Genomic DNA, 25922 nt, shown 5'->3' on the forward strand with positions numbered 1-25922 from the left:
TGCCGGAGTCGCCGGAGGGTGCTGTAGGTTCGGCGCCCGTGGTGGGTCGCGCCCGTGTGGCGGATCCGGCCGAGCCGTCGGAGTCGTCGGACCCGGTCGCCGCCCTTCTCGCGGCCGCCGCCGCGACCCTGCGCGACCCGGGACTTGTCGTCATCACCGGGGCGCCGGGCAGCGGCCGTTCGACGCTGCTGCGCCGCCTCCAGGAGAGCTTCCGCGGCACCGTCTACGCCGGTGGCGGCCTGGCGATGCTGCGCGGCGTCCCGGCGCTGCCGCTGGCCCGCGCCGTCCGGGTGCGGCTGCCCGTGCACGACCCGGCCCTGCTCGCCGAGGCGGTCCGTTCCCGGGTCCGGCAGGGCCTGCTCCTCATCGACGACCTGCAGTGGGCCGACCCGCTGACCGTCGCCGCGCTGCCGGCGATCGCCGCGCACTGCCGCGTGGTGATCTCGTTGCGCACCCCGCACCGGCTGCCGGCCGAGGCGGAGAAGGCGTTGCGCGCCGCGGCCGCGTCGTGGCTGTCCGCGCCGCCGCTGCCGGCCGCCGCCGCGCAGGCGCTCGTGCAGCAGTTGGCGCCGGCCGCGTCCCCGGCCACCGTCGCCGACGTGGTCCGCCGCGCCGGCGGCATCCCCCTCGCCCTGACGACCCTGGCCCGCCGCGCCGCGGCCCGCAAGGACGGCGCCCCCGACCCGGGCGCCGACGGTTCGGGGCTGGCCTACGCCGTCGCCGCCGCACTGGCCGACCTGGCCCGCCCGGCCCGTACCGCCATGGCGGCCCTCGGCCTGCTCGGCCGTCCGGCGCAGGCCGCGCTCCTCGGTGAGGGCGTCGCCGAGCTGGCCGCCGCCGGCCTGATCGACCTGACCGACGGGGTCGCGACCCCGCTGTCGCCGTACGTCGCCGAGATCGCCGCCGGGCTGCTCGACCGGACCGAGCGGGTCGCGCTGCACCGGCGGCTCGCGGCCGTCGTCCCGCCCCGCGAGGCGGCCCGCCACCTCGCCGCCGCCGGTGCGTCGGGCGAGGCCTACACGGTCGCCGTCAGCGCCGCGGCCGCCACCAATTCCTCGGGGGAACGGGCGGAGCTGCTGCTGCTCGCCTGTGAGCTGCCCGGCGTGGTGGTGGCGCCGGATGTTCGGCTCGCGGCGGCCAGTGCGGCTCTGGTGGCCGGCCGTCCCCAGGCGTGCCTGCGGGTGATCGGCGGCGCCGGTGAGCCGTTCGAGGTGCCGCCGGCCATGCTGCCCACCGCCGCCGTGCTGCGCGGGGAGGCGCTGCTGCAGACCGGTGCGGCCGGGGCGGCGCGGGTGGCCGTCGACGACGTTCCGGACGATGCGGCGCCGGAGATCGTCGGCGCGCGGGACCGCCTCCGGCTGCTCGGCCTGCTCGGTGCGGACCGGGCCGCCGCCGAGGCGGAGACCGCCCGCATCCGTGCCCGCCACGGCGACGAGCCGGCCCACCTGGGCCTGCGTGCCGCGCTGGCCGCGGTACGGGCCGCGTCGCGCACCCCAGGCTGGGAGTACGGCCTGGCCAGTGCCGCCGCGGCGGCCGGCACGGGCGGCGACCCGCTGGCCGCGCGGTGGAGCGCCTGGCTGCTGGTGGAGACCCTCGCGGCGGACGGGCGGCTCGGTGACGCCGCCGGTGCGGCCGCGACCGCCGGTGCCGCGTGCGCGGCCGACCTCGCCTACAGCTGGCAGACCCGGTTCCTCGCGGCGGAGCTGTGGTGCACGGCGCTGCGCGGCGCCGACCTCGACGACGTGACCCGCCGGGCCGGCGACCTGACCGACCGGACGCTGCCGGCGATCGCGCGCGGCTACGCGGCCGCGGCGGCGAGCCTCGCCGAGGCCGACGGCGGGCTGCTGGCCTCCGCCCGTTCCCGGCTGGGAGAAGCGGGACGCGGTCCGGCGGCCGCGGTCGTGGACTGGGTGTCGCGGGAGGCGGCCTGGCTCGACGGCCAGCCCGACCTCGCCTCGGCGGCCCCGGAGACACCGGCGCCGCCGCTGCTGGAGGGCCTGCGCCGGATCACCGCGCACTGGGCCGCCTACGACGGCGGGCGTCCCGGCCCCGACGGCGCGTTCGCGGCGCTCGGTGCCGCGGCCGATCCGCCGGCGGTCAGCCAGACGATGGCGGCGTGGTCCGCTCGCTCGGCCGACGCGTTCGGTCCGGCCGCCGACGCCTGGCACGACGTGGCCCGCCGCGAGGAGGTCCGCTGCCTGCTCGCCGCCGGGGTGCTGGACGACTCGGCCGACCGCGCGGTGCCGGTGCTGCTGCGCGCCGAGAAGCTCGCCGAGGAGGCCGGCCTGGTGGTGCTGCTCGGCCGGGCCCGGCGGGCGCTGCGCCGGCACTCGGTGCGCCGCGACACCCGTGGCCGGCGGGCCGGTGACGAGCTGACCGACCGCGAACGGGACGTGCTGAAGCTCGTCGCCAAGGGGGAGCCGACCCGGCGCATCGCCGGTCAGTTGGGAATCTCGCGCGAAACGGTGGAGACCCATATCCGCGCGGGTATGCGTAAGCTCGGCGCCCGTACCCGCACCGAAGCAGCCGCGCTGGCGATGGAGAACCTCACGTGACGGACCGATGACCGGTGAACCCACGGCACCGCGCTACATCGTCGACGGCGGGGCCGAAGCGACGAGCGTTCTGCGCCGGCTGGCGCGTGCCGGCTGGACCACCCGCGAAGGCTTCGCCCTGCCCGAGACCACGTGGGACGTGACCGACGCGAAACTGGTGCTGTTCGGCCGCGTCGCCGACTCCGACACCGCCGAGCTGGCCGTCCTGGCGGCCGCCCGCGGTGCCGGTGTGGTGGCGATGTCCGACGTCGCCAGCGATGTGGGCCGTGCCCTGCTGGCCGACCTGACCCGGATCGGACCGGTATCGACCGATCCGGATGCGCCGGTGGCGGGGGAGAGCGGCGACGGCGGTGCCGGTTCGGGGCCGCAGCTGGCTCCGGAGCAGCGGGCGCTGCTCGAACGGCTCGCCGGCGGGGAGACGATCGCGGCCGCCGCCGCGGCGGAGTTCCTGTCGTTGCGCACCGCCAACCGCCGCATCGCCGAGGCCCGCGAGGTGCTCGGGGTGCGGACCACCCGCGAGGCCGTGCTGGCCTACCTGCGTATCCGCAAGGACTCCTGAGTGGAGATCGTCGTCGCGGCCGAGCACACGCTCGACCGCGACGAGATCGTGGACCTGTACGACAGCGTCGGCTGGACGGCGTACACCGCCGACGTCGACCAGTTGATGCGTGCGCTCGCCGGTTCCCACCTGGTGCTCACGGCGCGTGACGGTACCGGTGCGCTCGTGGGGCTGGCGCGAACGATCTCCGACGGGGAGAGCGTCTGCTACGTGCAGGACATCCTGGTGCGTCCCGCCGCGCAGCGGCACGGCGTCGGCCGCGCCCTGATGGACGAACTGCGTTCCGTCTACGGCCACTGCCGCATGTTCCTGCTGACGACCGACGCCGACGGCGACGCCGGTGCCTTCTACCGCGCGTCGGGCCTGGTCCCGCACGCCGAACGCGGCCTCATCGCCTACAGCCGCCCCTAGAGCGGATCCGGTTCGACACCGGCGATCGCCGCCAGGTCCGCCTCGGGGATGTCCAACGCCCGGGCGATCCTGCGCACCAGGTCCGGCGTCGGCGGGCGTCCTCCGTGCCGAACGGCGGTGACGGTCGACCTCGCCCGTCCGGTGCGCATGGCCAGTTCCATCGTCGTGACCTGCCGGATGTCCATGAGCCGTCCGAGCACGGCACCGAACGGATGCGGCTGCGACTGCGACTGCCTGGCCTCGACGTGGCCCGGCTCGATCAGCGTGGTGCCGACCTTCGCCTGCACCGACAGCAGCCGGTCGCCGTCGAGGCGGACCCGCGCGGAGAACGGCAGCGGCTGCCCCACCCCGCTGTGCACCATGCCCGGCACGTAGACGTCGACGAAGGGTTCGGTACCGCCGGCCCCGCGCGGATACGCCGGCCCGGCCCGGGTGACCCGCCACGCGCGGTCCCACCACGGCAACTCGTCGAGCAGCCCGTTGAGGAACGGCAGCAGAACGGCGAGATCGACCGGGGCCGACGGTTCGGCATGCCCGGTGTCGGGCCAGTGGCGCAGAGCGTCGAGCACCGCGGGGTCGAGCGGGCGGCCGGAGACATTCATCGCCACAGATTAGGCGTCGCGGCGTTCGACCAGAACGAGCGCGACCCCGAGCGGCACCAGCGCCCACGCGGCCATGACGGCCAACGCGACCGGCGGGGCCAGCAGGTGCGTGTACACCGACTGCGCGCCGCCGACGGTCACGACCTGGTCGGCGAGCGCGGCCGGCAGGACGGCCCCGACCCGTTCGGCCCACCGGCCGGGAACGTTGCCCAGGATGATCGGCAGCCCGTACCAGAGCAGCACCAGGGTCACGATCGACGCCACCGCCGACCGGGTCAACGCGGCCAGCCCCGTCCCGAGCAGCCCGCACATCACCACGGACAGGGCGAGCACGGCCAGCGCGCCGACGGTGTTCTCCGCCGGCCCCGGCTGGCCGTTGATCACCCGGTCGCCGATGATCGCGTTGACGGCCAGCTCGGTCAGGACCACCGCCCCGGCGCCGGCGCCGGCCGCCACGAGGCCGACGAGCAGCGCCTTCGCGCCCAGCACCAGCCGCCGCCGGGGCATGGCGACGAACGTGGCGCGGATCAGGCCGCTGCCGTACTCGCCGGTGACGGAGAGGATCCCGAGGACGGCCACGCACAGGGCGGCGATCCATCCGGCGACCGGCGGCAGCCACGACACGTAGCTGTCGGCCTGCCGTTCGGCGGGGACGTTGTCCCACTGGGCGACGGCGGAGAACGCCAGCAGGCACATCAGCGCCGCCCCGCCGAACCCGCCGGCCAGCAGCCACCAGGTGATCCGCACCGTCCGCAGCTTGATCCACTCCGCGGCGACGGCGTCGCCGAACGCGTTCACGTCGTCGCCTTCAGGTAGAAGTCCTCCAGCGACAGCCCGTCGCCCAGGGCGGCGAGGGGCGCGTCGGCGACGACCCGGCCGCGCACCACGATCACCACCCGGTCGGCGGTCCGCTCGAGTTCGCTCATCAGGTGGCTGGACAGCAGCACCGTGCGCCCCTGGGCGGCGAACCCGCGCAGCAGGTCCCGGATCCAGCGCACCCCGTCGGGGTCGAGCCCGTTGACGGGTTCGTCGAACAGCAGCACCGGCGGGTCGCCGAGGAGCGCACCGGCGATCCCGAGCCGCTGCTTCATACCGAGCGAGAACCCGCCGACCCGCCGCCGGGCCACGTCGGACAGCCCCACGTCGGCCAGCACCTCGTCGACCCGCGTCGCGGGCAGCCCGGCGGCGCGGGCCTGCCAGCGCAGGTGGTCGACGGCCCGCCTGCCGCCCGCGACGGCGGACGCGTCGAGCACCGCCCCCACCTGCCGGGTCGGCCGGTCCAGGCCCCGGTAGGCGGCGCCGTTGACGGTGGCGGTGCCGGCGTCGGGCCGGTCGAGGCCGAGGATGATCCGCATCGTGGTGGACTTGCCGGCGCCGTTCGGGCCGAGGAAGCCGGTCACCTCGCCGGGGCGGGCCGTGAACGTCAGCGCGTCCAGCGCCGTCGTCCCGCCGTAGCGTTTCGTCAGTTCGCACACTTCGATCACGGCGCACAGCCAACCGCCGCCCGGCGGGACGCGCATCGGAGCACGGGATGAGCGACCGTGGGTGGAGGCGCCTGCGCCGTGGGATCGCTACCGTGACCCGGTGGACGACGACGGCCTGGCCATCCCGCGGCTGCGCCCGGCGCAGCTGATCGCCGTCGACGCCGCCGTCGCGGCGCTCTACACCCTGGTCACGGCCCTGACCGCGGTCGCCTGGGTGGAGCTTCCGACAGGTCTCGTCGTCGGCTGGGTCGCGCTGGTGGGGCTGCCGGTGGCGGTGCGCCGGGTGTGGCCGAGGCCGGTGTTCGCGGTCGTGCTGTGCGCCTCCGCGCTGGGGCTCGTGGTCGGTGTGGTCGGCGATCCGCTGCTGGCCGCCGCGTACGCGCTGTATCCGCTCGCGGTGGCGACGCCGCGGCGCCGCCGCGAGCCGACGCTGGCTCTGGGCGTTCTGAGCGGAATGCTGTTGCTCGTCGGGTCGGTGATCGGGACGGAGCGGCCGTTCCCGGCCGGCGTCGTGGTCACCTCGGGGGCCACCCTCGGCCTGGCGTGGACGCTCGGCCGGGCGACCCGGGAGCGGCGCCGGGCCCGGGCCCGGGAGATGACCGACCTCGCCGAGCGCGCCGTCGTCGAGGAGCGCCTGCGGATCGCCCGCGACCTGCACGACGTCGTGTCGCACACGCTGAGCCTCATCGGGGTGAAGGCGGCGATCGCCAATCACGTCGCCGACAGCCGTCCCGACGAGGTCCGCGACGCCCTGCGGGTGATCGAGGCGACCAGCCGCGACGCCCTCGTCGAGATGCGCCGGATGCTCGGCGTCCTGCGGACCGACGACACCGATCTTTCCCCCGCCCCCGGGCTCGCCGACCTCCCGGATCTCGTGGCCGTCGCCGCCTCCGCCGGGGTCCAGGTCGATCTGGTCGAACGGGCACCGGGACGGCTCCCGGCCGGTGTGGAGCTGACCGTGTACCGCATCGTCCAGGAGTCGCTCACGAACGTCATCCGCCACGCGGCACCGGCCCACTGCCGGGTGACCGTCACGGGCGGCGACGGCGACGTGACGATCGACGTCGTCGACGACGGCCCCGGCGTGCGGCCGGACAGCGGCCCCGGCCACGGCCTGCACGGCATCCGCGAACGCGCCCAGCTGCACGGCGGCACCTGCACCGCCGGCCCACGCAACGGCGGCGGCTTCGCCGTGACGGTCGTCCTGCCGGTGAACGGCCGGGAGGACGCCGCGTGATCCGGGTCCTCGTCGTCGACGACCAGGCGCTGGTGCGGGGCAGTTTCCGGGTGCTGGTCGACAGCGATCCGGAGCTGAGCGCCGTCGGGGAGGCCGGCGACGGCGCCGAGGCCGTCGACCTGGCCCGCCGGGAACGACCCGACGTGGTGCTGATGGACGTGCGCATGCCGCACGTCGACGGCATCGAGGCGACCCGGCGCATCTGCGGCGACCCCGACCTGGCCGGCGTGCGGGTGCTGATCCTGACGACGTTCGACCTGGACGAGTACGTGTACGCGGCGCTGTCGGCCGGGGCGAGCGGGTTCCTGCTGAAGAACGCCCCACCGGCGGACCTGCTCGCCGGGATCCGCGTCGTCGCCGCCGGGGACGGGCTGCTCGCCCCGTCGGTGACCGGGCGGCTGATCGCCGAGTACGCCCACCGGCCCCGCCCCGCCCCGGTGCTCGGCCGGCTCCTCGACCCGCTCACCGCCCGCGAACGGGAGGTGCTCCTGCACGTCGCCCGCGGCCTGTCCAACCCGGAGATCGCCGCGCACCTGCGGGTCAGCGCCGCGACGGTGAAGACCCACATCGGGCACCTGCTCGACAAGCTGCACGCCCGCGACCGGGCCCAACTGGTGATCGTCGCCTACGAGTCCGGCCTCGTCACCGCCCGGAACGCCGCTACCTGAACACCGGCTCCGGCTCGCTCTGGCGGCGGCGCAGCAGCACCCAGAAGATCCAGCCCATGCCGATGATGAACCCGAGGCTGATCATCCGGTACAGCAGCACCGCCGCGATCGAATCGGACGTGGTGAGCCCACCGGCGACCAGCCCGATGATGAGGGCGCTGTCCACCAGGCCGAGACCGCCCGGCACGATCGGGATCGACGCGGCCGCCATCCCGGCGCAGTAGGCGATCAGCAGCTGCGTGGCGGTGATCGTGTCGGCGCCCACCGCGATGCACGCCATCCACAGGCACGCGGCGTCGAGGAGCCAGTTCGCGACGGCGAACCACGCCGCCACCGTGAAGTCGGCCGGCCGCAGCCGCACCGTCCGCAGCTGCGCCACGAACGACACCACCCGGTCCCGGCCGTGTTCCTCCGGCCGGCGCCGCAGCCGGTTGACCCGCGCCAGCAACGCCCCGGCCGGCTGCACCAGCCACTGCGGCCGCCGCGCCACGGCCCGCACCGCACCGGCCAGCAGCGCCGCCACCGCGATGTAGGCCAGCAGCGTCGACCAGTTCGCGCTGCCGCGGGTGAGGATCGCCCCGACGACACCGATCGCAACCAGCGCACCGGCGGACAGGATCCCGGACAGGGCGATGCACCACGACGCCACCGCCGCCGAGGCCCCGAACCGGCGCATCTGCCGGAAGTTGAACGACGTCGAGAACGCCGGCCCGCCCGGCAGCGTCACGCTCAACGAGTGCGCCGCGTACGCCATCCCGACGACCCGCCGCAGCGGCACCTTCGTCCCCGCCGAACGCAGCAGCCGCCGCTGCATCCGCGCGTACACACCCATGGAGGCGATCTCCACCACCAGCGCACCGGCGAGCCACCCCGGATGCGGCGAACGCAGCTCCTTGACCGCCTGCGCGAGGGACGGCCAGCCGATGACCAGTTCGACCGCGAGGATGGCGACCACGACGGCGACGGTGACGACGGTGCGGCGCCGGCGCCGGAGGGCCGCGTCCTGACAGCGCCGACGCCGCGTCGTGACGGCCGGATGGGTGGTGACGCGCTCCGTGATGTCCGTCGTGCCCGTGACGGCCGGCACGACGTCACCGTCCGCAGCCCGGGGGCTGGTCGGTGACGCCGGCGGGGACGAGCCGACGGTCATGCAGCCCATGCTTCCACCGGCTCGGCCCGCGATCGGTCCGAACGAACGTCGTTCAGGTCACATCCGGGACATTTAACAGTCGTCGTGCGGCCTTTCGCCCCTGTTCGAGCGCTTTCCGCCGGCCGGCGCCCGACCGTCAGCGGCCGGCGCGGCTCTTCTCGTGGCGACTGCGCGCCGTCGACACCGGCCGCGTCTCGTCCACGAACCGGGGCAGCAGCGGCTCGTCCGCGCGCAGCCCGACCAACTCGTCGGCGATGGCGGCCATGATCCGCTCGGTGGCCCGCATCGCCGTCCCGTGCGCCCCGTCGGCCGCCAGATCGGCCAGCTCCACCGGCGCGCCGAAGTGGACCCGCACCACCGGCCGCACGAAGATCGCCCGGACCACGGAGAAGACCATCTCGATCGGCCCGGCGTAGGCGACCACCTCGTGCGCGCCCCACTGCGCCACCGGCACCACGGTCGCACCCGTCTTCAGCGCGAGGCGGGCAAGACCGGTCTTGCCCCGCTCCGGCCAGCCACCCGGATCCAGCCCGATGCGGCCCTCCGGATACATGGCGACCAGCGCACCCCGGGCCAGGGCCTCCTCCGCCTCGTGCAGCGCGTCGGCGGCGCTGGCCGAACGCCGGTTGACCGGAATGTGCCCGCACCGGCGCAGGATCGGCCCCACCACCGGCACCCGGAACAGTCCCGCGGCCGCCAACAGCCGCGGCGACAGCCGGCGCACCCGCATCGCCGCCACCAACGCGATCGGGTCGAACGTCCCGATGTGGTTGCTCGCCACGATCACCGGCGTGCCCCGCAGCTGCGCCGGAATGTCGCCGGTGACGCGCAACCGCCCGACGAGCGCCACCGCGAACCGGGCGGCGACCATCAACGCGCGCCACAGCGACGACGGCCGCCACTGCGCCGGAATCGCCGCCTCGCCGCTGCGCGGGGAAATGGGACTGCTCATCGGTCCGGGATCATGTCACGCGACGCGGTCACGTCGGAAGCGTCGCACGGGCAGGTCGCCGCCCTCCGCCCGACCGGCCGGGCCGACAGCTCACGTCCGCGCCGCCCGAGGTGCCCCACCCGGCATCCTCGATCGTGGACCCGGGGGAGTGCTTCGAGCGCGCACGGCCACCCGGCGGCGTCCCGACCGTGCGGGGCGCCGCCCGACCGCGTATACCCGGCCCCGTGCGCTCAGCCCGCGTCGCTGAGCTCGGCGAGGCGCGACTCCACCTCGGCCAGCTCCGCCCGCAGCCGCTCCGCCTGCCGCTGCGCCTCGTCCCGCGCCGCGGACACGATCTCCTCGACCGCCTCCTGCACACCCGGCACGTCAAGCATCGACACCATCTTCAGCGCCTCGGACGCCTTCACGATGTACGGCTTGGCCAGCGCCTTCGAGCCCTGCTGCGCGCTGACCATCCACTCGCCGTCGGTGTAGGCGACCGTGACGGTCAACGACGGCGCCGGCTTCGGCTTGGCCGCCTTACGCGCGGCCGGCTTCGGCTTCTCCGCCTCCGGAGTCCCGGCCGCCGCTGCTGCCGGCGCCGGGGCGGCCTTCACCGCGGCCGGCGGAACACTCTTCGTCGCGGCGACGGCAGCGGGCGCGGGGGAGACCGGCGGAGCGGTTTTGGTGGGCGACGGCGACACGGACGACTCCTCGGACGACACGGACGGAACGGGATCGGCACTCTTGTCGGCGGCCTTCACGGCGCCGTTTCCCTGCTGGTACGCCGCGGCGAGCGCCGGACCGGCCGGCGCCTCCGTACGCGGTGACGGCACCGGATCGGCCCGCCGGGGCGGCGCCTTCGTCGGCATCGCCAGATCGGTCGGCGCGAACGGCAACTCGTCCCGCCCGAACCGCACCACCACCCATTCCTCGGACACCTCGGGATCCGTCAACCGGATCACCTGCCCGACCTGCCCCACGATCTGACCGGCCGACTCCGTGAACACGACCTTGGGTTTGCGCCCCGCCGCCAACGTATCCCGGATCTTGGTCAGATCGGAGGTGCTCAGGCCGCGCGCCACCGCCGTCGCCATCGCGTCGCCCCTCCTCTCACGAACATGTGTACGGATGCTTTTCTAACAGGCCCCTACGACATTCCCGCCGTGGAGCCCCGCGACGCGCCGTCACGAGGGTTCATCGCCATCGTTAAACTCCGACCCGCCCGCACCCCGCACAAGCCTCCGAGGAACCATGCCACCGCGTACCGCACACCCGGTCACCGTCCCGTCGTGGCTGATCGTTCCCGGGGCGGCGCTGCTCGTCGCGTCGTTCGCGTGCTACGTGCAGCTCGTCCAGGCACATCCGGGCGTGGTGCTCGGCGGCCTCGACCTCGCCGTCTACCAGGGCGGCGGCGAAGCCTGGCGGCACGGCGAAGCGGTCTACGACAAGACGTTCACCCACGCGAACCTCGGCTTCACCTATCCACCCGTGACCCTGCTGCCCTTCGCCGTACTCTCCCTGATCCCGCACGCCACCGCGGCGAAACTGGTCGCCGTGGCGATCGCGGCCGCGGCCGGGCTGACGGCGTTCCTCGTCACGGGCGTGCTCGGGCACCGGGGGAGCGCCGGCCGGCTGGGCCTCGCCGCAGCGGCCACCGGCGTCGCGATCTGGCTCGAACCGGTGCACCTGTCGATGAACCTCGGCCAGATCAACGCGTTCCTCATGCTGCTGGTCGTCGCCGACTTCGTCCTCATCGGACGCACCCGCTGGGGCGGCATCGGCATCGGACTGGCCACCGCCGCGAAGCTCGTACCGGGCCTGTTCGTCGTCTACCTGCTCGTGACGCGCCGGTTCCGGGAGGCGATCACCGCCGGTGTCGCGTTCGTCGCCGCGACCGCGCTCGGCTGGATCGCCGACCCCGACGGCTCCAACGACTTCTGGATCGGCGGCCTCTTCTACCGCGACGACCGGGTCACCTCCGCCGTCAGCACCGAGTACATCTACAACCAGTCCCTGCACGGGCTCACCGCACGGCTGCTGCCCGAAGGGATCGCCGGCGTCGCGTGGATCCTGCTGGCGCTGCTGGTCGTCGTCGGCGGCCTCGCCCTGGCCCGGTTCGCCCACCGCCGCGACGGCGAACCGGCCGGGATGCTGGTGTGCGCGTTCACGGCGCTGCTCGTGTCGCCGATCGCGTGGACGCACCACTGGGTGTGGATCGTGCCGGCCCTCGTGTACGCCGCCGATCTGGTGCGCCGCGCCCCGGCCCGGCTGCGCACCGCCGTCGTGCTCCTGCCGACCGGGCTGCTGCTGGCGTTCCTGGCGTGGCCGCTGCGGGCGTTCGCCGGGTCGCCGCTGGTGCCGCGCGGCGTGCTGCTCTACGGGCCGGATCTCGACATCGAACGGCCGGCGCACCGCACGTTCGCCGAGGCGCTCACCGGCGAGACGTACACGCTCGTGGCCCTGGGAACGTTCGCGGTGGCGGCCGGGTGGCTGTGGCGCACCCGCCGCACGCACACCCCGACGGACGCGCCCGGAACAGTCGACCCGGAGCCGTCCGACCCGGAAATATCAGCGGTTCGATAATGTACATTATGTCAACCAAACTTTCTCCGGCCGCCGTGTAGAGAACCCCCGGACCGCTCCGACGTCCCCCACGAACAAGGCACCATGAGACGTCGACGAAGGAGCTGACCGATGAAGTACATGCTGCTGATGAACAGCAACGGCAACGCATGGGGCGGCGACGCGGGCCTGCCCGGCTGGAGCCCCGAGGACATCGACCGCATGATGGGGTTCATGGAGGACCTCAACAAGGACCTCCAGGCGCGCGGCGAATGGATCGACGCCCAGGGGCTCACCGGACCCCAGGACGCCAAACTCGTGCGCGCCCGCGACGGACAGCCGGTCATCACCGACGGCCCGTTCGCCGAGTCGAAGGAATTCCTCGCCGGCTACTGGCTGCTCAAGCTCGAGAGCGACGAACGGGCCGTCGAGATCGCCACCCGGATCTCCGTGTGCCCCGGACCCGGCGGCGCCCCGCTCAACCAGGAGATCCAGATCCGCCCGATCGCCGAACTGCCCTGACACCGCTCCCCCGGCGACTTAGTCGATCTTGCAGTTGGGGCAGGCGCACAACGCCGCGACTGCAAGATCGACGCAACGGGGCACCACCGCCCGGACGCTAACGTGTCCGCATGGCCACCGACGCGATCACCGGCACCGCCGCCGGCGTCCCCTACACCGCACTCCCGCCGAGCGCTCCCGGAAACGGCACCGCACCGCTGCTCATCGCGTGGCACATGATGGACGCCCCCCGCACCGACGCCGCGTTCGCCGCCGCACTCCCGCTGCACGACGTGCCCGCCTGGCGGGTCCACCTCGGCATGCCCTGGACCGGACGCCGCCCCTACCCACAGGGCGAGCAGGACGCCGGCGAGGACCCCGTCCGCAAATACCTCGAACCGGTGATCGGACAGGCCGTCACCGAGTTCCCCGACGCGCTCGACGCCCTGCGCCGCGAACTGCCCGTCGACGACGGCCCCGTCGCCGTCCTCGGCGGCTCCCTCGGCGGCGCCGTCGCACTGCGCGTTCTCGCCGAGGGGCAGACACCGGTCGCCGCCGCCGCCGTCGTCAACGCCGCCATCCGCGCCCGCACCGTCGTCGACCTCTTCGACACCGTGCGCGGCACCACCTACGAATGGGCCCCCGACGCCGAGACCACCGCCGACCGCCACGACTTCGTCGCACGCGCCACCGACATCGCCGCCCGCACACCCCAGCCGCCGCTGCTCGTCGTCTCCGGCGACGACGACTTCCCCACCTTCCGCCAGGACGCCTCCGCACTCGTCGCCGCACTGCAGGCGGCCTACGACTCCCCCGCCACCGTCGCCCTCGCAGCCGTCCCGGGCCTCGCCCATCCCCTGGCCGAACGCCCCGGCGAGCACCCCGCGCCACAGACCCCCGAGGCGCGCCGCGTCGACGAGGCGATCACCGCCTGGCTCACCACACACTGGACCCGCTGATCAGGCGCCCGACCAGACGACCTTCCCGTCCACCACCGACACCGACCCGGCGACCGTGAACTCCACCGACACCGGCGGCGCCGGCGCACCCCGGTACACGTACGACACCGTCGCCCGACCCTTACCGCCCTCGGCCGTGCGCACCGACACCGGCGGCGCCTCCGCCGTGGGCGTCCTCGTCACCGCCAACTCCACCGTCGGATACGTCTCGACCTTCCACGAGATCTGCGTCGAGTCCGCCTCGAACAGCTGCCCCCGCGAATGCTCGAACGGACACGTGCGCCCGCCCACCTTCGGCACGAACACCTGCTGCGCCGCGCACGCGTCCAACCGCGCCCGCACCTGCCGCTCCACCTCGGCCTTCGCCGTGTCCCGCACGGTCAGCGCCGGCTGCACCACCGTCGCCGTCCCGCCCCGCGCCAACGTGCCCGCCACCGGCACCTGCGCGGGCGCCGACGACATCAACGGATCGGTCTCCTCCCCCGCCACCGTGTACACCCCGAACAGCACAGTGATCTGCGTGCGCGCCGACGACGGCCGCCGCGCCGGCACCGTCACGGCCGCCACCCGCATCTGCTTCGCCGTCTCCGACACCGGATCGATCGCACCCGTCGCACCGGCGACGATGCGCCACTCCCCCAGCGGCCCACCCTCCGGCCGCTCCACCCGGATCGTGCCCGAACGACGTTCCCCCGCCAGGTCGTAACGAACCGCGACGTCGGCGGTGTCCTCGGACATCTCGCCCACCACCGCCACGACCGTCAACCCCGACGGCGGCTGATACCCCTCGGCCAGCGCCCCCGGCTGACACAACCGGCCCGGACACCCGACCAGCCGCACCGCCCGGTCCAGATCACCGCCGCGCAGCGCCGTCGCCAACTCCTCCACCGGCTTCTCCGGCGTATAACCCACCCACTGCACGAACCGGTAACCGCCGCACACCAGCAGCACGCTCAACACGACCGTCGCCACCAGGATCCAGCGCGTCCGCGGCGCCAACGAACGCCACCCGCGCCCCAGCACCCCCAGAACGCGCCGCGGCCACGGCTGCCCCGCGGCACGCGCACCGGACGACGGCTCGCTCGGCAGGTCCGCCGGACGCGGCGTCCCCACCTCGATCGGCTCCCGCTCGCTCATCGCCGGTAACTCTATGCGCCACCCGTCCCACCCGCTTATTCGCTTGCCCGGCGACCACCGCCCCGCGCACGATGCGACCCATGAACCGACACTGTCGACACCTGATGCCCACCGCCCCATCGGCGAGTGGAGCACCCCGACAGCAGAAGCTCACCGGAGGGACGGCGCCCAAGCCCCAGCGGTGACGGCATGACTGCCGCAGCGAAGTGCAGGTGGTCATGCCGTCGGTTCCTTGTCGCTCTTCCGGGCGGCACGGCATGACCGACACCGTTCTCGCCGGGCTCATCGCCGGATACGGGGTCGCGATCCCCGTCGGCGCCATCGGCGCACTCCTGGTCAGCCTCACCGCACGCACCTCGATGCGGATCGGCGCCGCCGCGGCCCTCGGCGTCGCCACCGCCGACCTGCTCTACGCCGTCGTCGCCGTGCTCGGCGGAGCGGCCATCGCCCGGTTCATCGCACCGGTCACCGGGGCGCTGCGCTGGACCGCCGCCGTCGTCCTCGTCGCCCTGGCCGCCCGCACCGCGTGGACGGCCTGGCGCGCGCACACCGCCGGGGCCACCGGGCAACGCGAGGTCGACGGGCTGCACAACCCGCCGCGGGCGTTCCTCGCGCTGCTCGGCCTGACCCTGCTCAACCCCGCCACGATCATCTACTTCGCCGCCCTCGTCCTGGGCCGGCAGGCCGCCGGCGGGGACACCGACGCAGGCGACGCGGCGGTCTTCGTGACGGCCGCGTTCGTCGCCTCGGCCAGCTGGCAGCTCCTGCTCGCCGGCAGCGGCGCCGTCCTCGGCCGCGTCCTGACGAGCCCGCGGGCCCGCCTCGGCACGGCGCTGGTGTCGGCAGCGGTGATCGCCGCGCTGGCCGTCACGCTGGTCGCGTAACCGCAGTCGATCTTGCAGTTGTGGCTGGGACACCGCGGGGCAAAACCGCACGCCCCGGGCGCCACAACTGCAAGATCGACGGGCCTAGCCGAGGCGGGAACCCAGCGGGGTGCCGAAGCGGGCCGCCGTCGCCTCCTTCAGGCCCCGCGGGAACGCGCGCCTCGCGTCGCGGTGCACCGACAACAGGCGACGCTGAGCGGCCGCGTCCCCGGACCACGCCGCCACACAGTCCTCCGGCGCCACGTTCGCCGCGGCCAGGATCGCTCCGGCCGCCCCCACCAGGCCCGCGTAGGCCGTCAGCAGCACCGAACCGGTGTACAGCGCGCCGTCCCACGACTCCAACGTGGTCAGGAACCGTTCGGGCTCACCCGTCGAGTCCTTCATCCCCGCGAGGGGCAGCCCGGGCAGCGCGTCGAGCGGAATGGGGCCACCGGCCGTTCCCGGATAGTGGTAGCCGAGCACGGGCACCGAACCGGCGGCCGCCGACACGGCCGAGTAGTACGCGCCGAGGTCGGTAGCCGTGCGCGGCGGCGCCACCAGCACCCCGTCCGCCCCGGCCGCGACGACACCCGCGACGCGCGCCGCCGCCGGCTGCCACCAGTCGCCCGAGGCACCCGACACCACCGGAACGTCCGGGCAGGCCGCCTTGACCGCCGCGACGAGTTCGGCCCGCTCGGTGTCGGTGAGCGCGGACGCCTCCCCCGTGCTGCCGGCGATCACGATCGCGTGCACGCCCTCGCCGACGAGGCGGGCGGCGTGTTTGGCGGTGGTGGCGAGGTCGACCGCGCCCTCGTCGTCGAAGAAGGTCAGCAGCGCGACGGCGACACCGTTCCAGAGCAACGTCATGGGCCCATCCTCCCCCGGCCCAGAAGTTGATCAAGCCTCCCTTGCCAGGAGAGGGAGAAGTACGTTCGAGATCACATCGCGTAGGTGCGTCCTAGGACGCTAGTATTGGGCGCCCGGACGAAGCGGGCACACGGGGAGTCGTTACGGTTAGGGCACCCTTACCAACGCCGATGACGGGGTCACCGCGTGCACCCAGAAACACCCGTGGGCATCCTGCCGGGCCTGTCCGCCGCCGAGCGCGCCCACGCCGCCTGGCTCGCCGGACACCGACCCGACCTCGCCGCCCGCTACACCACCGCGCTGCCCGGCGCCCGCGCCACCGTCCTGGCCAAGCTGTGGGGCGCCATGGTGCGCGAGGAACTGCCCGGCCGCACCGCCGCCGCCCCGGACCGGGTCACGATCAACGGCCACGAGGTCCGCGGATCCGCGGCCGCCGCACAGCCGTTCGCCGCCGTCGCCCCGCAGTTCTCCCTCTCCGGGAACGTCATGCCGCACGCCGTCGCCGCCACGCTGTGGCCCGAACGGCCCGCGTTCGCCGCGGAGCTCGACGAGAGCGTCGCCAACCTGGCCCTGGCCCGCGCCGCCGACCCGCACCGCCCGGTCGACCCCGACAGCCTCGTCGCCGCCGAACAGTCCGTCGCCGACGGGCACCCCCTGCACCCGTGCTGCCGCACCCGCACCGGCATGGACACCGCCGACCAACTCGCCTACGCACCCGAACACCGGCCCGTCGTCCGCCTCGCCGTCGTCGAGGTGCCCGCCGGCCGCTGGCACGGCACGCTGCCGCCGATCCTGCCGGTGCACCCCTGGCAGTGGCACCGGCTGCGGGAGGAGTTCCCGTGGCTGCGCGACACCGGACGGCGGCTCCCGGCGCGGCCGCTGATGTCGCTGCGGACGTTCGCGACCGCCGACGGGCACGTCAAGACCAGCGTGGACGTGCGGATGACCAGCGCCGTGCGGGGCGTGTCCGCCGCCGCCGTGCACAACGGACCCGTCCTGTCCGCCCGGCTCGAACGGCTGCTGCGCGGCACCCCGATCGCCGTTCTCGCCGAACCGGGCGCCGGCAGCGTGCTCGTCGACGGCGCCCCGTACCGAGGGCTCGCCGTCGTGCGACGCCACGCGCCCACGCTCGGCCCCGACGAACGCGCACTCCCGTTCGCCGCGCTCACCGCCGGGCGCCCCTCCGCCGCCGAACTCGTCCACGCCGGCTACGGCGGCGACCCCCACGCGTTCCTCGGCCACCTCGCCGGCCTCGCCCTGCCCACCCTGCTGCGCCTGCTGGAACGCGGCATCGGCCTGGAGGCCCACGGCCAGAACCTGCTCCTCGTCGTCGCCCACCACCGCGCCGCCCGGCTGCTCTACCGCGACCTCGGCGGCGTGCGGGTGCACGGCCCCGACGCGGCCGGGCTCACCGGCGACATCCCCACCGACGACCCCGACGCGCCGGCGGTCAAACTGCTCGCCTCGTTCGTCTCCACCGTCCTCGCCGAACTCGTCACCCACCTCGCCCGACGCTTCGGCACCGACCCCGACGGGCTGTGGCGCACCGTCCTCGCCGCCGTCCCGCGCGACACCCCGCGCCGCGACGTGCTGCTGCGGCCCACGCTGCCGCTCAAGGCCCTCACCGCGATGCGCCTGCACGACACCGTCGAGGACATCTGGACCCCGCTACCCAACCCCATGGCCCGATGAGGTCCACCGCCGCCCGCGCCGCGACCGCCGTCGAACGCACCGACCGGGACCTGCGCGCCCTCGACCCGGCACTGCACGCCCGGTGGGCCGCCGCGCTCCCGCACGCCACCGACACCGCCGCCCGCCGCCTCCTCGCCGCCCTGCACCGCGAACGCCTCGCCGGCGTGCACACCGACGGCGGCCGCCTGTACAGCCCCGCCGGCACCGTCACCGCCCGGCACCACGGCTTCGGCCGCGCCGAACCGGTCGGCCCGCTGCCCACCGAGCCCGACGCGTTCCTCGACGCGCTGCTGTCCACAGTGGACCCCGCCGGCGGCCTCGCGGCGGAACTCGACAGCACAGTCGCGAACCTCGCCCTCGCCCTGGCGCGGCGGCCGTCCACGGTGGACCCCTTCGACGGGCCGCTCGACCCGGACGCCCGCGCCGTCGCGTTCGAACGCCTCGCCACCACCGGCCACAACCTGCACCCCTGCGGCCGGACCCGGCTCGGCTGGCACACCGCCGACGTCCTCGCCTACGACCTCGAAGCGCCGCCGCTGCACATCGCCTGGGTCGGCCTCAACCGCGCCCACCTGCTCGGCGACGACCTCGGCCGCCGGCTCGGCCACCCCGGCACCCGCACCCACGCCGCCCACCCGCTGCACCCGTGGCAACGCGCCCACCTGCGCCGCACCCGCCCCGACCTGTACGAGCGCGGCGCGTTGCGCGACCTCGACGACCCGGGAACGCCCGCCGCCCCCACCGCCGCACTGCGCACCCTGCACGTGCCCGGACACGGCTACCTCAAGCTCGCGCTCGACATCCAGGTCACCTCCACCCGCCGGAACATCTCCGTCGCCAGCACCCGCAACGGCCCCCACCTGTCCCGCCGCCTCACCGACCTGCTCGACGGCGAACCCGTCCTGCTGCTCACCGAACCGGCCGCGGCCGCCGGCGTCGGCCTCTCCGCCGACCGGGACCTCAGCGCCATCCTGCGCACCGGCCTCACCGGAGCGCTCGACCCGGGCGAGACCGCCGTGCCGGCCGGGGCGTTCACCGCCACCCTCCACAGTGGACGCAGCGTCGCCCAGGAACTGCTGCGCCGCCACGGCGGCAGCGCGGCGTCGTTCGTCGCCGGATACGTGCGGCTGGTCGTGCCGCCGCTGCTGCGCCTGGCCACCCGCTACGGCGTGGGCCTGGAGGCACACCTGCAGAACTGCCTGCCGACGTTCCGCCGCGGCCGGCCGCACCGCCTCGTCGTGCGCGACATCGCCGGGCTGCGGCTGCACCTGCCCCGCCTCGCCGCACGCGGTGGCGGCGCCGCGCTGTGGCCCGGTTCGGTCGTGGCCACCCTCGACGCCGACGTGATGCGCGCCAAGCTCGGCTACACCCTGTTCCAGGCGCACCTCGGCGAACTCCTCGCCCACCTCGCCGCCACCGCCGGCCTCGACGAGCAGGCCGCCTGGCGCGACGTGCGCACCGTCGTCGACACCGTGCACGAGGAACTGCGCGCCGACCCGGCGCTGCGGGCCGACGCCGACGCCGACCACGCGTTCTGGACCGCGCCGAGCATGCCGCACAAGGCGCTCGTCAGCATGCGCCTGCACGACGACGGCGACCGCTACGTGCCCGTCCCCAACCCGCTGCGCGACCCCCCGTGCTGATCCCGCCGCACGTCGCCGACGCGGTGCGGGCCCTGCCCCGCCCGGTGTGCGGGTACGTCTACGACGCCGCCGTCGCGCGGGAACGGGCCACGGCCGTCCGCGCCGCCCTGCCCACCGGCGCCGGCCTCTACTACGCCGTCAAGGCCAACGGCGATCCGCGCATGCTCGCCGCCCTCGCCGGCGTCGTCGACGGGTTCGAGGTCGCCTCCGGCGGCGAACTGGCCCTCGCGGCCGGCCACCCCGTGCTCTTCGGCGGCCCCGCCAAGACCGACGACGAACTGCGGGCCGCCCTGGCCGCCGACGCCACGATCCACGTGGAGGGCATCCTCGAACTCCGACGCCTCGCGGCCCTGGCCGAGGACCCCGGCGCCGTGCGGCTCGCCCTGCGGGTCAACCGGCCCGGGCCGCCGCTGCCGGGCAGCCACGCGATGGCCGGTACCGCCACGCCCTTCGGCATCGCCGAGGACGCCCTGCCCGAGGCGGCGCGCACCGCTCACCACCTCGGGCTGCGGCCGCGCGGGTTCCACCTGCACGCGGTGAGCAACAACCTCGACGCCACCGCGCACGCCGCGTTCGTCACCGACGCGCTGCAGTGGTCCACACAGCGGGCCGACGCGTGCGGGATCGACCTGGCGTACGTGAACGTCGGCGGCGGGCTCGGCGTCGACCACACCGGCGAACGCGCCTTCGACCTCGACGCGTTCGCCGCCGGGATCCCCGACGACCCGCGCCTCGTCCTGGAACCCGGCCGCTACCTCGCCACCGCCGCCGGCTGGTACGCCGCCGAGGTGCTCGACCTCAAACGCACCCACGGGCGCTGGTTCGCCGTGCTGCGCGGCGGCACCCACCACTTCCGCCTGCCGGCCGCCTGGGGCTACAGCCACCCGTTCACCGTGCTCCCGGTCGAGGAGTGGACCTACCCGTTCGACCGGCCGACGCTGCGATCCTCCACAGTGGACGCCGTCGGCGAACTGTGCACGCCCCGCGACGTTCTCGCCCGCGACCGGCACGTCGAGCGGCTGCGCGTCGGCGACGTGCTCGTCTTCGCGAACACCGGCGGCTACGGCTGGGACATCTCCCACCACGACTTCCTGCGCCACCCGCATCCGCAGGTGCGCTGGCTCGACGGGGCCTAGCCTGGCGGTCCTTCAGACCAGGGCGTAGTCCGGCAGGACGAACGCGTCCGCCTTGCCGAACTGCCTCGCCGCCACACCGCGCATCGGCCAGCGGGTCATCATCCGCATCGACAGCGCCCGCAGCGCGATCCCGGCCCGACCCATCGGCGCGTAGCCGCCGATCCCGCCCGGCGGAAGCTGGATCGACCGGTGCACATAGCCGGCCAGCTCCCGCTGGTACGCCGCGAACGCCCGCTCGTGGTCACCGCCCGCCGCCGCCAGTTCGCCCGCCAGCACGTAGGCGCCCACCAGGGCCAGGCTCGTGCCCATGCCGGCCAGCGGCGAACCGCAGTAGCCGGCGTCGCCGACCAGCACCACCCGCCCGCGGGCCCACCGGTCGACCGTCACCCGGGACACCGCGTCGAAGTAGAAGTCGTCCGCGCGCGGCAGCTGCGACAGCAGCCACGGCACCCGCCAACCGGCACCGGCGAGCCGCTGCGCGACGATCTTCTTCCGGGCGGCCGCGTCGCCGATGAGCGTCGCCGGCAGCGGCTCCGAACGGAAGCTCAGATACGCCTTCGCCGCCCCGCCGTGCTCCGGGCGCAGTCCCGCGCACAACCCGCCCGGCGCGTTGTACATCAGGAACCAGCCGTCGAGATCACCCGGATCCGGCACCGAGAAGTAGGCCGTGTAGCCGCCCAGGTGCGTCACGAACGCCGGCTCCGGCCCGAACGCCAGGGCCCGCGTCGTGGAGTGCACCCCGTCGGCGCCGACCAGCAGGTCGAAGCGTTCCGTCCGGCCCGAGGCGAACGTGACGTCCACGCCGCCGGCGTCCTGCGAAAGGCCCACGACGCCGTCGCCGTAGCGGTACTCCACCCCCTGCGTCGCTTCCACCAGGATCCGGGACAGGTCGTCGCGCAGGATCTCCACGTCGGCGACGATCCCCGCCCCGCCGAACGCGTCCACCGGCAGCTCCGCCGTGCGCCGGCCCCGCGCGTCGACCAGCGCGAAGCCGCGTTCGTCCACTGTGGACGCGCGCACCGTCGCCGTCAGGCCCATCCGGTGCACCACGTCCCGCGCCACCCCGCGCACGTCGACCGCCTGACCGCCCGGGCGCAGCCCGCGCCAGCGTTCCACCACCACCGGGGTGAACCCGTGCCGCCGCAGCCAGAACGCCGTCGCCGGACCCGCGATCCCGCCCCCGTTCACCAGAACCCGCATCCCCGCACCTCTCTTGCGTACCGTGTACGCGGCGACCGTAGAGAAACGCGTTCGACAGCCGCAACGGCACTAGTACACGCGGCCCCGCCGACCGGCGGGTGTACTAGTACGGTGGGCGCGTGGAACAGCCCCCGTACCGGCGCATCGCCGACGACATCCGGCGCCGCATCAGCACCGGCGCGCTGCGCCCCGGCGACCGCGTCCCCTCCGCGCGGCAGATCACCCGCGAGTGGGGCGTCGCCGTCGCCACCGCCACCAAGGCCCTCGCCGACCTGCGCGCCGACGGGCTCACCGCCGCAGAACCCGGGCGCGGCACCGTCGTCGCCGGACCGGCCGGTGCGCGTCGCGGGACGCGGCCGGCGGGCGACGTTCCCGAGAAGGAACTGAACCGGCGGCGGATCGTGCGGGCCGCGATCACCCTCGCCGACGCGGACGGCGTGGCCGAACTGTCGATGCGCCGCATCGCCGGCCACCTCGGCGTCGCCACCATGTCGCTCTACCGGCACGTCGACAACCGCGACGCCCTGGTCAACCTGATGATCGAGGAGGTGATGGGCGAGGAGCCGCTGCCCGACCCGCCGCCGCACGGCTGGCGCGCCCGGCTCGAGGCGATGGCCCGCGCCCAGTGGACCCTCTTCCGGCGGCACCCGTGGCTCGCGCCCGCCATGACGCTCCTGCGCCCGAACATCGTCCCCCGCGCCGTCGCGCACAGCGAGTACGCCCTCGCCGCGTTCGAGGGCACCCGCGTGCCGCTCGAACAGCGCATGTACGTCAGCATCCTGCTCTTCGCCTACGTCCGCGGACTCGCCCAGGACCTGGAGGCCGAACAGGCCGCCCGCCGCGACACCGGCCTCACCGCCGAGGAGTGGATGGAGGGCAACGACGAAGCCCTCGCCGCGATCCTCACCACGAACGCCCTGCCCCTGATGCGACGCCTCACCGAGGACGGCTTCGACTTCGACCTCGACCGGATGTTCGGCCTCGGTCTGGAGCTGTTCCTGGACGGGATCGCCGGGCGGCTCGGACCCCGGGGACGCTGACCGTGGCTTTTTACGACTGACTGTCGTAATGTTTGCGACAGGTCGTCGCGTCAACTCCGGCGCGCCACCGGAAGGGACCCCATGGACACCGCCGCCGATCGTGCCGCCGTCATCGAACTGCTCGGCCGGTACGCCGACATCGCCGACCTCAAGGACTTCACCGCGCTGCCGGGACTCGTCCTCACCGACCCGGTGACGCTCGACTTCGAGTCCGTCGCCGGCATCCCGCCGATGACCGTGCCGCTCGCCGACTACGTCGGCATCCTCGCCGGCGCCTTCGCCCCCTACGCGGCCACCCACCACGCCATCACCGGCCACGTCGTCACCGTCGACGGCGACCGCGCCACGATCCACGCGCACGTGCGCGCCGAACACTGGCTGCCACCCCACCTCGCCGACGGCGGACCCGATCGCTGGCTCGTCGTCGGCTTCTACGACAACGAGGCGGTCCGCACGACCGACGGCTGGCGCCTGTCCCGCGTGAGGCTGACCGCGAGCCACCAGGAGAACCCGCACCTGTCGAGCGCCGCACTGGCCACGCGGAGGGCCTGACCCGCCACCCGGGCCGCACCGGGGGAAGATGGTCGGATGCCGCGCATCCGGGGAGCCAGCATCGAGGAGCACCACGAGCGGGTGTGGGCCGACCTGGCCGAGGCCGTGCGGCAACTCCTGCTCGAACGCGACTACGAGTCGATCAACATGGGCCACATCGCGGTCCGGGCCGGACTCGCCCGCAACACGCTGTACAACTACGCCCGGGACAAGAGCGCGCTCGTGCTGGCGCTCACCCGGCGGGCGAGCCGGCCCGCCGTGGAACGGGTGAGCGCCATCGCCGCACGCACCGCCGACCCGGCCGCGCAGCGGCTGCACGAGATCATCGAGGCGATCCTGGAGGCCTCCACCGACCAGGCCCTGCAGCCGATGTTCCGCCCCGGCGCCGGGGCACTCGTCGCCGACGTGCCCAAGGGACCCGACAACCCGTTCCACGCGCTCATCGTCGAGGTGGAGAACGTCGTTCGTGACGGCATCGCGCGCGGCGAGTTCCGCGACGTCGGCGACGTGCAACTGGCGGTGGAACTGCTCTCCGGCGCGGTGCGCGCCGCGGCGGAACGCATCGGCCGGGAACCGGCCGCGTTCACCGCGACCGTGCAGGCCACCCGGGACGTCGTCCTCGCCGCCCTGCAACGTCGCTGAACGGCGGTACCGGCCCGGGTGCGATCATGGGCGGCGTGGACGTCGTCGTCGTCGGAGCCGGGCCCAACGGGCTCGCCGCAGCGCTCATTCTCGCCGCCGCCGGCCTCGGCGTGGAGGTCCACGAGGCGGCCGACACCGTCGGCGGCGGAGCCCGCACCGCCGAACTGACCCTGCCCGGGTTCCGGCATGACGTCTGCTCGGCCGTGCACCCGATGGCCGTCGCCTCACCCTTCTTCCGCGCCATGAACCTCGCCGCGCACGGCGTCGAGCTGTACCAGCCCGACATCGCCTACGCGCACCCCCTCGACGGCGGCCGCGCCGGACTCGCCTACCGCGACCTCGACCGCACCGCCGACGGGCTCGGCCCCGACGGCCCCGCGTGGCGCCGGCTCCTCGGCCCCCTCGTGGCCCGCTGGGAGGACGTCGTCGACACCACCATGAACGACTTCCGTCACGTCCCGCCGCCCGCCGCCGCCCTCCGGTTCGGCCTGCGCACCCTGGAACAGGGCGGTCCACTGTGGAACGTCCGGTTCCGCGGCGAGACCGCACCCGCCCTGCTCACCGGCGTCGGCGCGCACGCCATCGCCCCCGTTCGCGGGCTCGGCCCGGCCGGCGCCGGACTCTTCCTCGCCACCCTCGCCCACGCCGTCGGCTGGCCCATCCCGCGCGGCGGCAGCCAGGCGATCGTCGACGCGATGGCCGCCGCGCTGCAGCGCCTCGGCGGGAAGATCGTCACCGGGCACCGCGTCGACTCCCTCGACGACCTGCCGCCCGCCCGGGCCGTCCTGCTCGACGTCGCCGCCGAGGGACTCCTGCGCATCGCCGGCGAACGCCTCCCCGGCGCCTACCGCAAACGCCTGCGCCGCTTCACCTACGGCGGCGCCGCGGCCAAGGTCGACTTCGCGCTCTCCGGACCCGTCCCGTGGGCCGCCCCCGAGGTGGCCCGGGCCGGCACCCTGCACATCGTCGGGACCCGCGCCGAGGCCGCCCACGCCGAACGCGAAGTGGCGAACGGTCGCCACGCCGAACGCCCCTACGTTCTCGCCGCCCAACCGTCCACAGTGGACGCCACCCGCGCACCCGACGGCAAGCACGTGCTGTGGGCCTACGCCCACGTGCCCAACGGCTCCACGGTGGACCCCACCGAAGCGGTCACCGCACAGGTCGAGCGCTTCGCCCCCGGGTTCCGCGACCTGATCCTCGACAGCCACGCCATCCCGGCCGCCGCGCAGTCCGCCCACAACCCCAACTACATCGGCGGGGACATCGCCGCCGGAGCCGTCACCGCCTGGCAGATGGTGATGCGGCCGGTCCCGCACTGGGACCCTTACCGGACCCCGCTGCCCGGCGTATACCTCTGTTCCGCCTCGACGCCGCCCGGGCCGGCGGTGCACGGCATGGCGGGACTGCACGCCGCGCGCCGCGTCCTGCGCCAACGCTTCGGCATCCGCGCGGAACCGCTCGATCTGGTGCGCGACAAGGTCAAACCCGCCTAGCGATTCATCTACGCGCGTGCGTCGTGGGCGCG

Annotated in this window: 25 protein-coding genes; 16 read left to right on the forward strand and 9 right to left on the reverse strand. The window is 74.6% G+C overall.

From position 1 onward, the window contains the following. Window positions 1-38 precede the first annotated feature (38 nt). From Val02_RS12465 to Val02_RS12475, 3 genes are read left to right on the forward strand one after another with little or no spacing between them, the layout of a single operon-like run. Window positions 39-2555, forward strand: a complete 2517-nt coding sequence (locus tag Val02_RS12465) for a helix-turn-helix transcriptional regulator (protein ID WP_239152777.1) — start codon at window positions 39-41, stop codon at window positions 2553-2555. 7 nt (window positions 2556-2562) lie between these two features. After that, window positions 2563-3114, forward strand: coding sequence for a LuxR family transcriptional regulator (locus tag Val02_RS12470; RefSeq protein WP_203899127.1), 552 nt, complete (start codon window positions 2563-2565; stop codon window positions 3112-3114). Then, window positions 3115-3525 carry a GNAT family N-acetyltransferase gene (locus tag Val02_RS12475; protein ID WP_203899128.1) on the forward strand — a complete coding sequence of 137 codons (411 nt, stop codon included), beginning with the start codon at window positions 3115-3117 and terminating at the stop codon, window positions 3523-3525. It begins immediately after the preceding gene. On the opposite strand, the gene Val02_RS12480 is transcribed toward Val02_RS12475, so the two are convergent. The 3 genes from Val02_RS12480 to Val02_RS12490 are packed head-to-tail and all read right to left on the reverse strand — an operon-like array spanning window position 3522 to window position 5647. Then, complete coding sequence (locus Val02_RS12480) at window positions 3522-4127, reverse strand: helix-turn-helix domain-containing protein (protein ID WP_203899129.1); 606 nt, start codon at window positions 4125-4127, stop codon at window positions 3522-3524. The two genes, Val02_RS12475 and Val02_RS12480, sit on opposite strands and share 4 nt — an antisense overlap. Window positions 4128-4136: 9 nt before the next feature. Then, a complete protein-coding gene (locus tag Val02_RS12485) occupies window positions 4137-4925 on the reverse strand; it encodes a hypothetical protein (protein WP_203899130.1) in 789 nt (262 codons plus the stop codon). Then, window positions 4922-5647, reverse strand: coding sequence for an ATP-binding cassette domain-containing protein (locus Val02_RS12490; protein ID WP_239152779.1), 726 nt, complete (start codon window positions 5645-5647; stop codon window positions 4922-4924). The genes Val02_RS12485 and Val02_RS12490 overlap by 4 nt, the downstream gene beginning before the upstream one ends. 64 nt (window positions 5648-5711) lie before the next feature. Here Val02_RS12490 and Val02_RS12495 point away from each other — a divergent pair, with 64 nt between their 5' ends. Together Val02_RS12495 and Val02_RS12500 are read left to right on the forward strand one after the other, a co-directional pair. Then, a complete protein-coding gene (locus Val02_RS12495) occupies window positions 5712-6848 on the forward strand; it encodes a sensor histidine kinase (protein WP_203899131.1) in 1137 nt (378 codons plus the stop codon). Next, entirely contained in the window at window positions 6845-7516 is a 672-nt protein-coding gene (locus Val02_RS12500; RefSeq protein ID WP_203899132.1) for a response regulator, read from the forward strand. Before Val02_RS12495 ends, Val02_RS12500 begins: the two co-directional genes overlap by 4 nt. Here the strand turns inward: Val02_RS12500 and Val02_RS12505 are convergent. The 3 genes from Val02_RS12505 to Val02_RS12515 form a co-directional block, all read right to left on the reverse strand. Further along, on the reverse strand, window positions 7509-8603 hold the full coding sequence (locus Val02_RS12505; RefSeq protein WP_239152781.1) for a lysylphosphatidylglycerol synthase transmembrane domain-containing protein: 1095 nt from the start codon (window positions 8601-8603) through the stop codon (window positions 7509-7511). The genes Val02_RS12500 and Val02_RS12505 overlap by 8 nt on opposite strands. A 199-nt stretch (window positions 8604-8802) precedes the next feature. After that, complete coding sequence (locus Val02_RS12510) at window positions 8803-9618, reverse strand: lysophospholipid acyltransferase family protein (protein ID WP_203899134.1); 816 nt, start codon at window positions 9616-9618, stop codon at window positions 8803-8805. A gap of 230 nt (window positions 9619-9848) precedes the next feature. After that, the gene (locus Val02_RS12515; RefSeq protein WP_203899135.1) at window positions 9849-10694 is read right to left on the reverse strand and encodes a hypothetical protein; all 846 of its coding nucleotides are present in this window, start codon (window positions 10692-10694) and stop codon (window positions 9849-9851) included. A 157-nt stretch (window positions 10695-10851) separates the two neighbouring features. On the opposite strand from Val02_RS12515, the gene Val02_RS12520 reads away from it, so the two are divergent. The 3 genes from Val02_RS12520 (at window position 10852) to Val02_RS12530 (ending at window position 13622) form a co-directional block, all read left to right on the forward strand. Beyond that, window positions 10852-12183: a glycosyltransferase 87 family protein gene (locus Val02_RS12520; RefSeq protein WP_203899136.1), complete on the forward strand. Its 1332-nt coding sequence runs from the start codon at window positions 10852-10854 to the stop codon at window positions 12181-12183. Between the two features lie 111 nt (window positions 12184-12294). Beyond that, window positions 12295-12684, forward strand: coding sequence for a YciI family protein (locus Val02_RS12525; protein WP_203899137.1), 390 nt, complete (start codon window positions 12295-12297; stop codon window positions 12682-12684). A 110-nt stretch (window positions 12685-12794) separates the two neighbouring features. After that, window positions 12795-13622 carry a prolyl oligopeptidase family serine peptidase gene (locus Val02_RS12530; RefSeq protein ID WP_203899138.1) on the forward strand — a complete coding sequence of 276 codons (828 nt, stop codon included), beginning with the start codon at window positions 12795-12797 and terminating at the stop codon, window positions 13620-13622. Here Val02_RS12530 and Val02_RS12535 read toward each other — a convergent pair whose 3' ends face one another. Beyond that, on the reverse strand, window positions 13623-14759 hold the full coding sequence (locus tag Val02_RS12535; RefSeq protein ID WP_203899139.1) for a hypothetical protein: 1137 nt from the start codon (window positions 14757-14759) through the stop codon (window positions 13623-13625). Between the two features lie 257 nt (window positions 14760-15016). Between Val02_RS12535 and Val02_RS12540 the strand changes: the two genes are divergently transcribed. Next, window positions 15017-15643 (forward strand): LysE family transporter, encoded by a 627-nt coding sequence (locus Val02_RS12540; protein ID WP_203899140.1) that lies wholly within the window; start codon window positions 15017-15019, stop codon window positions 15641-15643. An 84-nt stretch (window positions 15644-15727) separates the two neighbouring features. Here Val02_RS12540 and Val02_RS12545 read toward each other — a convergent pair whose 3' ends face one another. After that, window positions 15728-16489 (reverse strand): dihydrodipicolinate synthase family protein, encoded by a 762-nt coding sequence (locus Val02_RS12545; protein ID WP_203899141.1) that lies wholly within the window; start codon window positions 16487-16489, stop codon window positions 15728-15730. A 204-nt stretch (window positions 16490-16693) separates the two neighbouring features. On the opposite strand from Val02_RS12545, the gene Val02_RS12550 reads away from it, so the two are divergent. The 3 genes from Val02_RS12550 to Val02_RS12560 are packed head-to-tail and all read left to right on the forward strand — an operon-like array spanning window position 16694 to window position 20960. Next, window positions 16694-18181 (forward strand): IucA/IucC family protein, encoded by a 1488-nt coding sequence (locus tag Val02_RS12550; RefSeq protein ID WP_239152783.1) that lies wholly within the window; start codon window positions 16694-16696, stop codon window positions 18179-18181. Next, the gene (locus Val02_RS12555) at window positions 18178-19824 is read left to right on the forward strand and encodes an IucA/IucC family protein (protein WP_203899142.1); all 1647 of its coding nucleotides are present in this window, start codon (window positions 18178-18180) and stop codon (window positions 19822-19824) included. Before Val02_RS12550 ends, Val02_RS12555 begins: the two co-directional genes overlap by 4 nt. Continuing rightward, the gene (locus Val02_RS12560) at window positions 19818-20960 is read left to right on the forward strand and encodes a type III PLP-dependent enzyme domain-containing protein (protein ID WP_239152784.1); all 1143 of its coding nucleotides are present in this window, start codon (window positions 19818-19820) and stop codon (window positions 20958-20960) included. Before Val02_RS12555 ends, Val02_RS12560 begins: the two co-directional genes overlap by 7 nt. Before the next feature lie 12 nt (window positions 20961-20972). Here the strand turns inward: Val02_RS12560 and Val02_RS12565 are convergent, their stop codons facing one another. Beyond that, window positions 20973-22160, reverse strand: a complete 1188-nt coding sequence (locus tag Val02_RS12565) for an FAD-dependent monooxygenase (RefSeq protein WP_203899143.1) — start codon at window positions 22158-22160, stop codon at window positions 20973-20975. A gap of 119 nt (window positions 22161-22279) precedes the next feature. Between Val02_RS12565 and Val02_RS12570 the strand changes: the two genes are divergently transcribed. The 4 genes from Val02_RS12570 (at window position 22280) to Val02_RS12585 (ending at window position 25890) form a co-directional block, all read left to right on the forward strand. Further along, on the forward strand, window positions 22280-23200 hold the full coding sequence (locus Val02_RS12570) for a TetR/AcrR family transcriptional regulator (protein ID WP_203899144.1): 921 nt from the start codon (window positions 22280-22282) through the stop codon (window positions 23198-23200). Window positions 23201-23281: 81 nt separating this feature from the next. Further along, window positions 23282-23752 (forward strand): nuclear transport factor 2 family protein, encoded by a 471-nt coding sequence (locus tag Val02_RS12575; protein WP_203899145.1) that lies wholly within the window; start codon window positions 23282-23284, stop codon window positions 23750-23752. A gap of 36 nt (window positions 23753-23788) precedes the next feature. Then, window positions 23789-24394, forward strand: a complete 606-nt coding sequence (locus Val02_RS12580; protein ID WP_203899146.1) for a TetR/AcrR family transcriptional regulator — start codon at window positions 23789-23791, stop codon at window positions 24392-24394. Between the two features lie 26 nt (window positions 24395-24420). After that, entirely contained in the window at window positions 24421-25890 is a 1470-nt protein-coding gene (locus Val02_RS12585; RefSeq protein WP_239152786.1) for a phytoene desaturase family protein, read from the forward strand. The last annotated feature ends 32 nt before the right edge of the window (window positions 25891-25922 follow it).

This window comes from Virgisporangium aliadipatigenens (assembly GCF_016863615.1).
Classification (GTDB): Bacteria; Actinomycetota; Actinomycetes; order Mycobacteriales; family Micromonosporaceae; genus Virgisporangium; species Virgisporangium aliadipatigenens.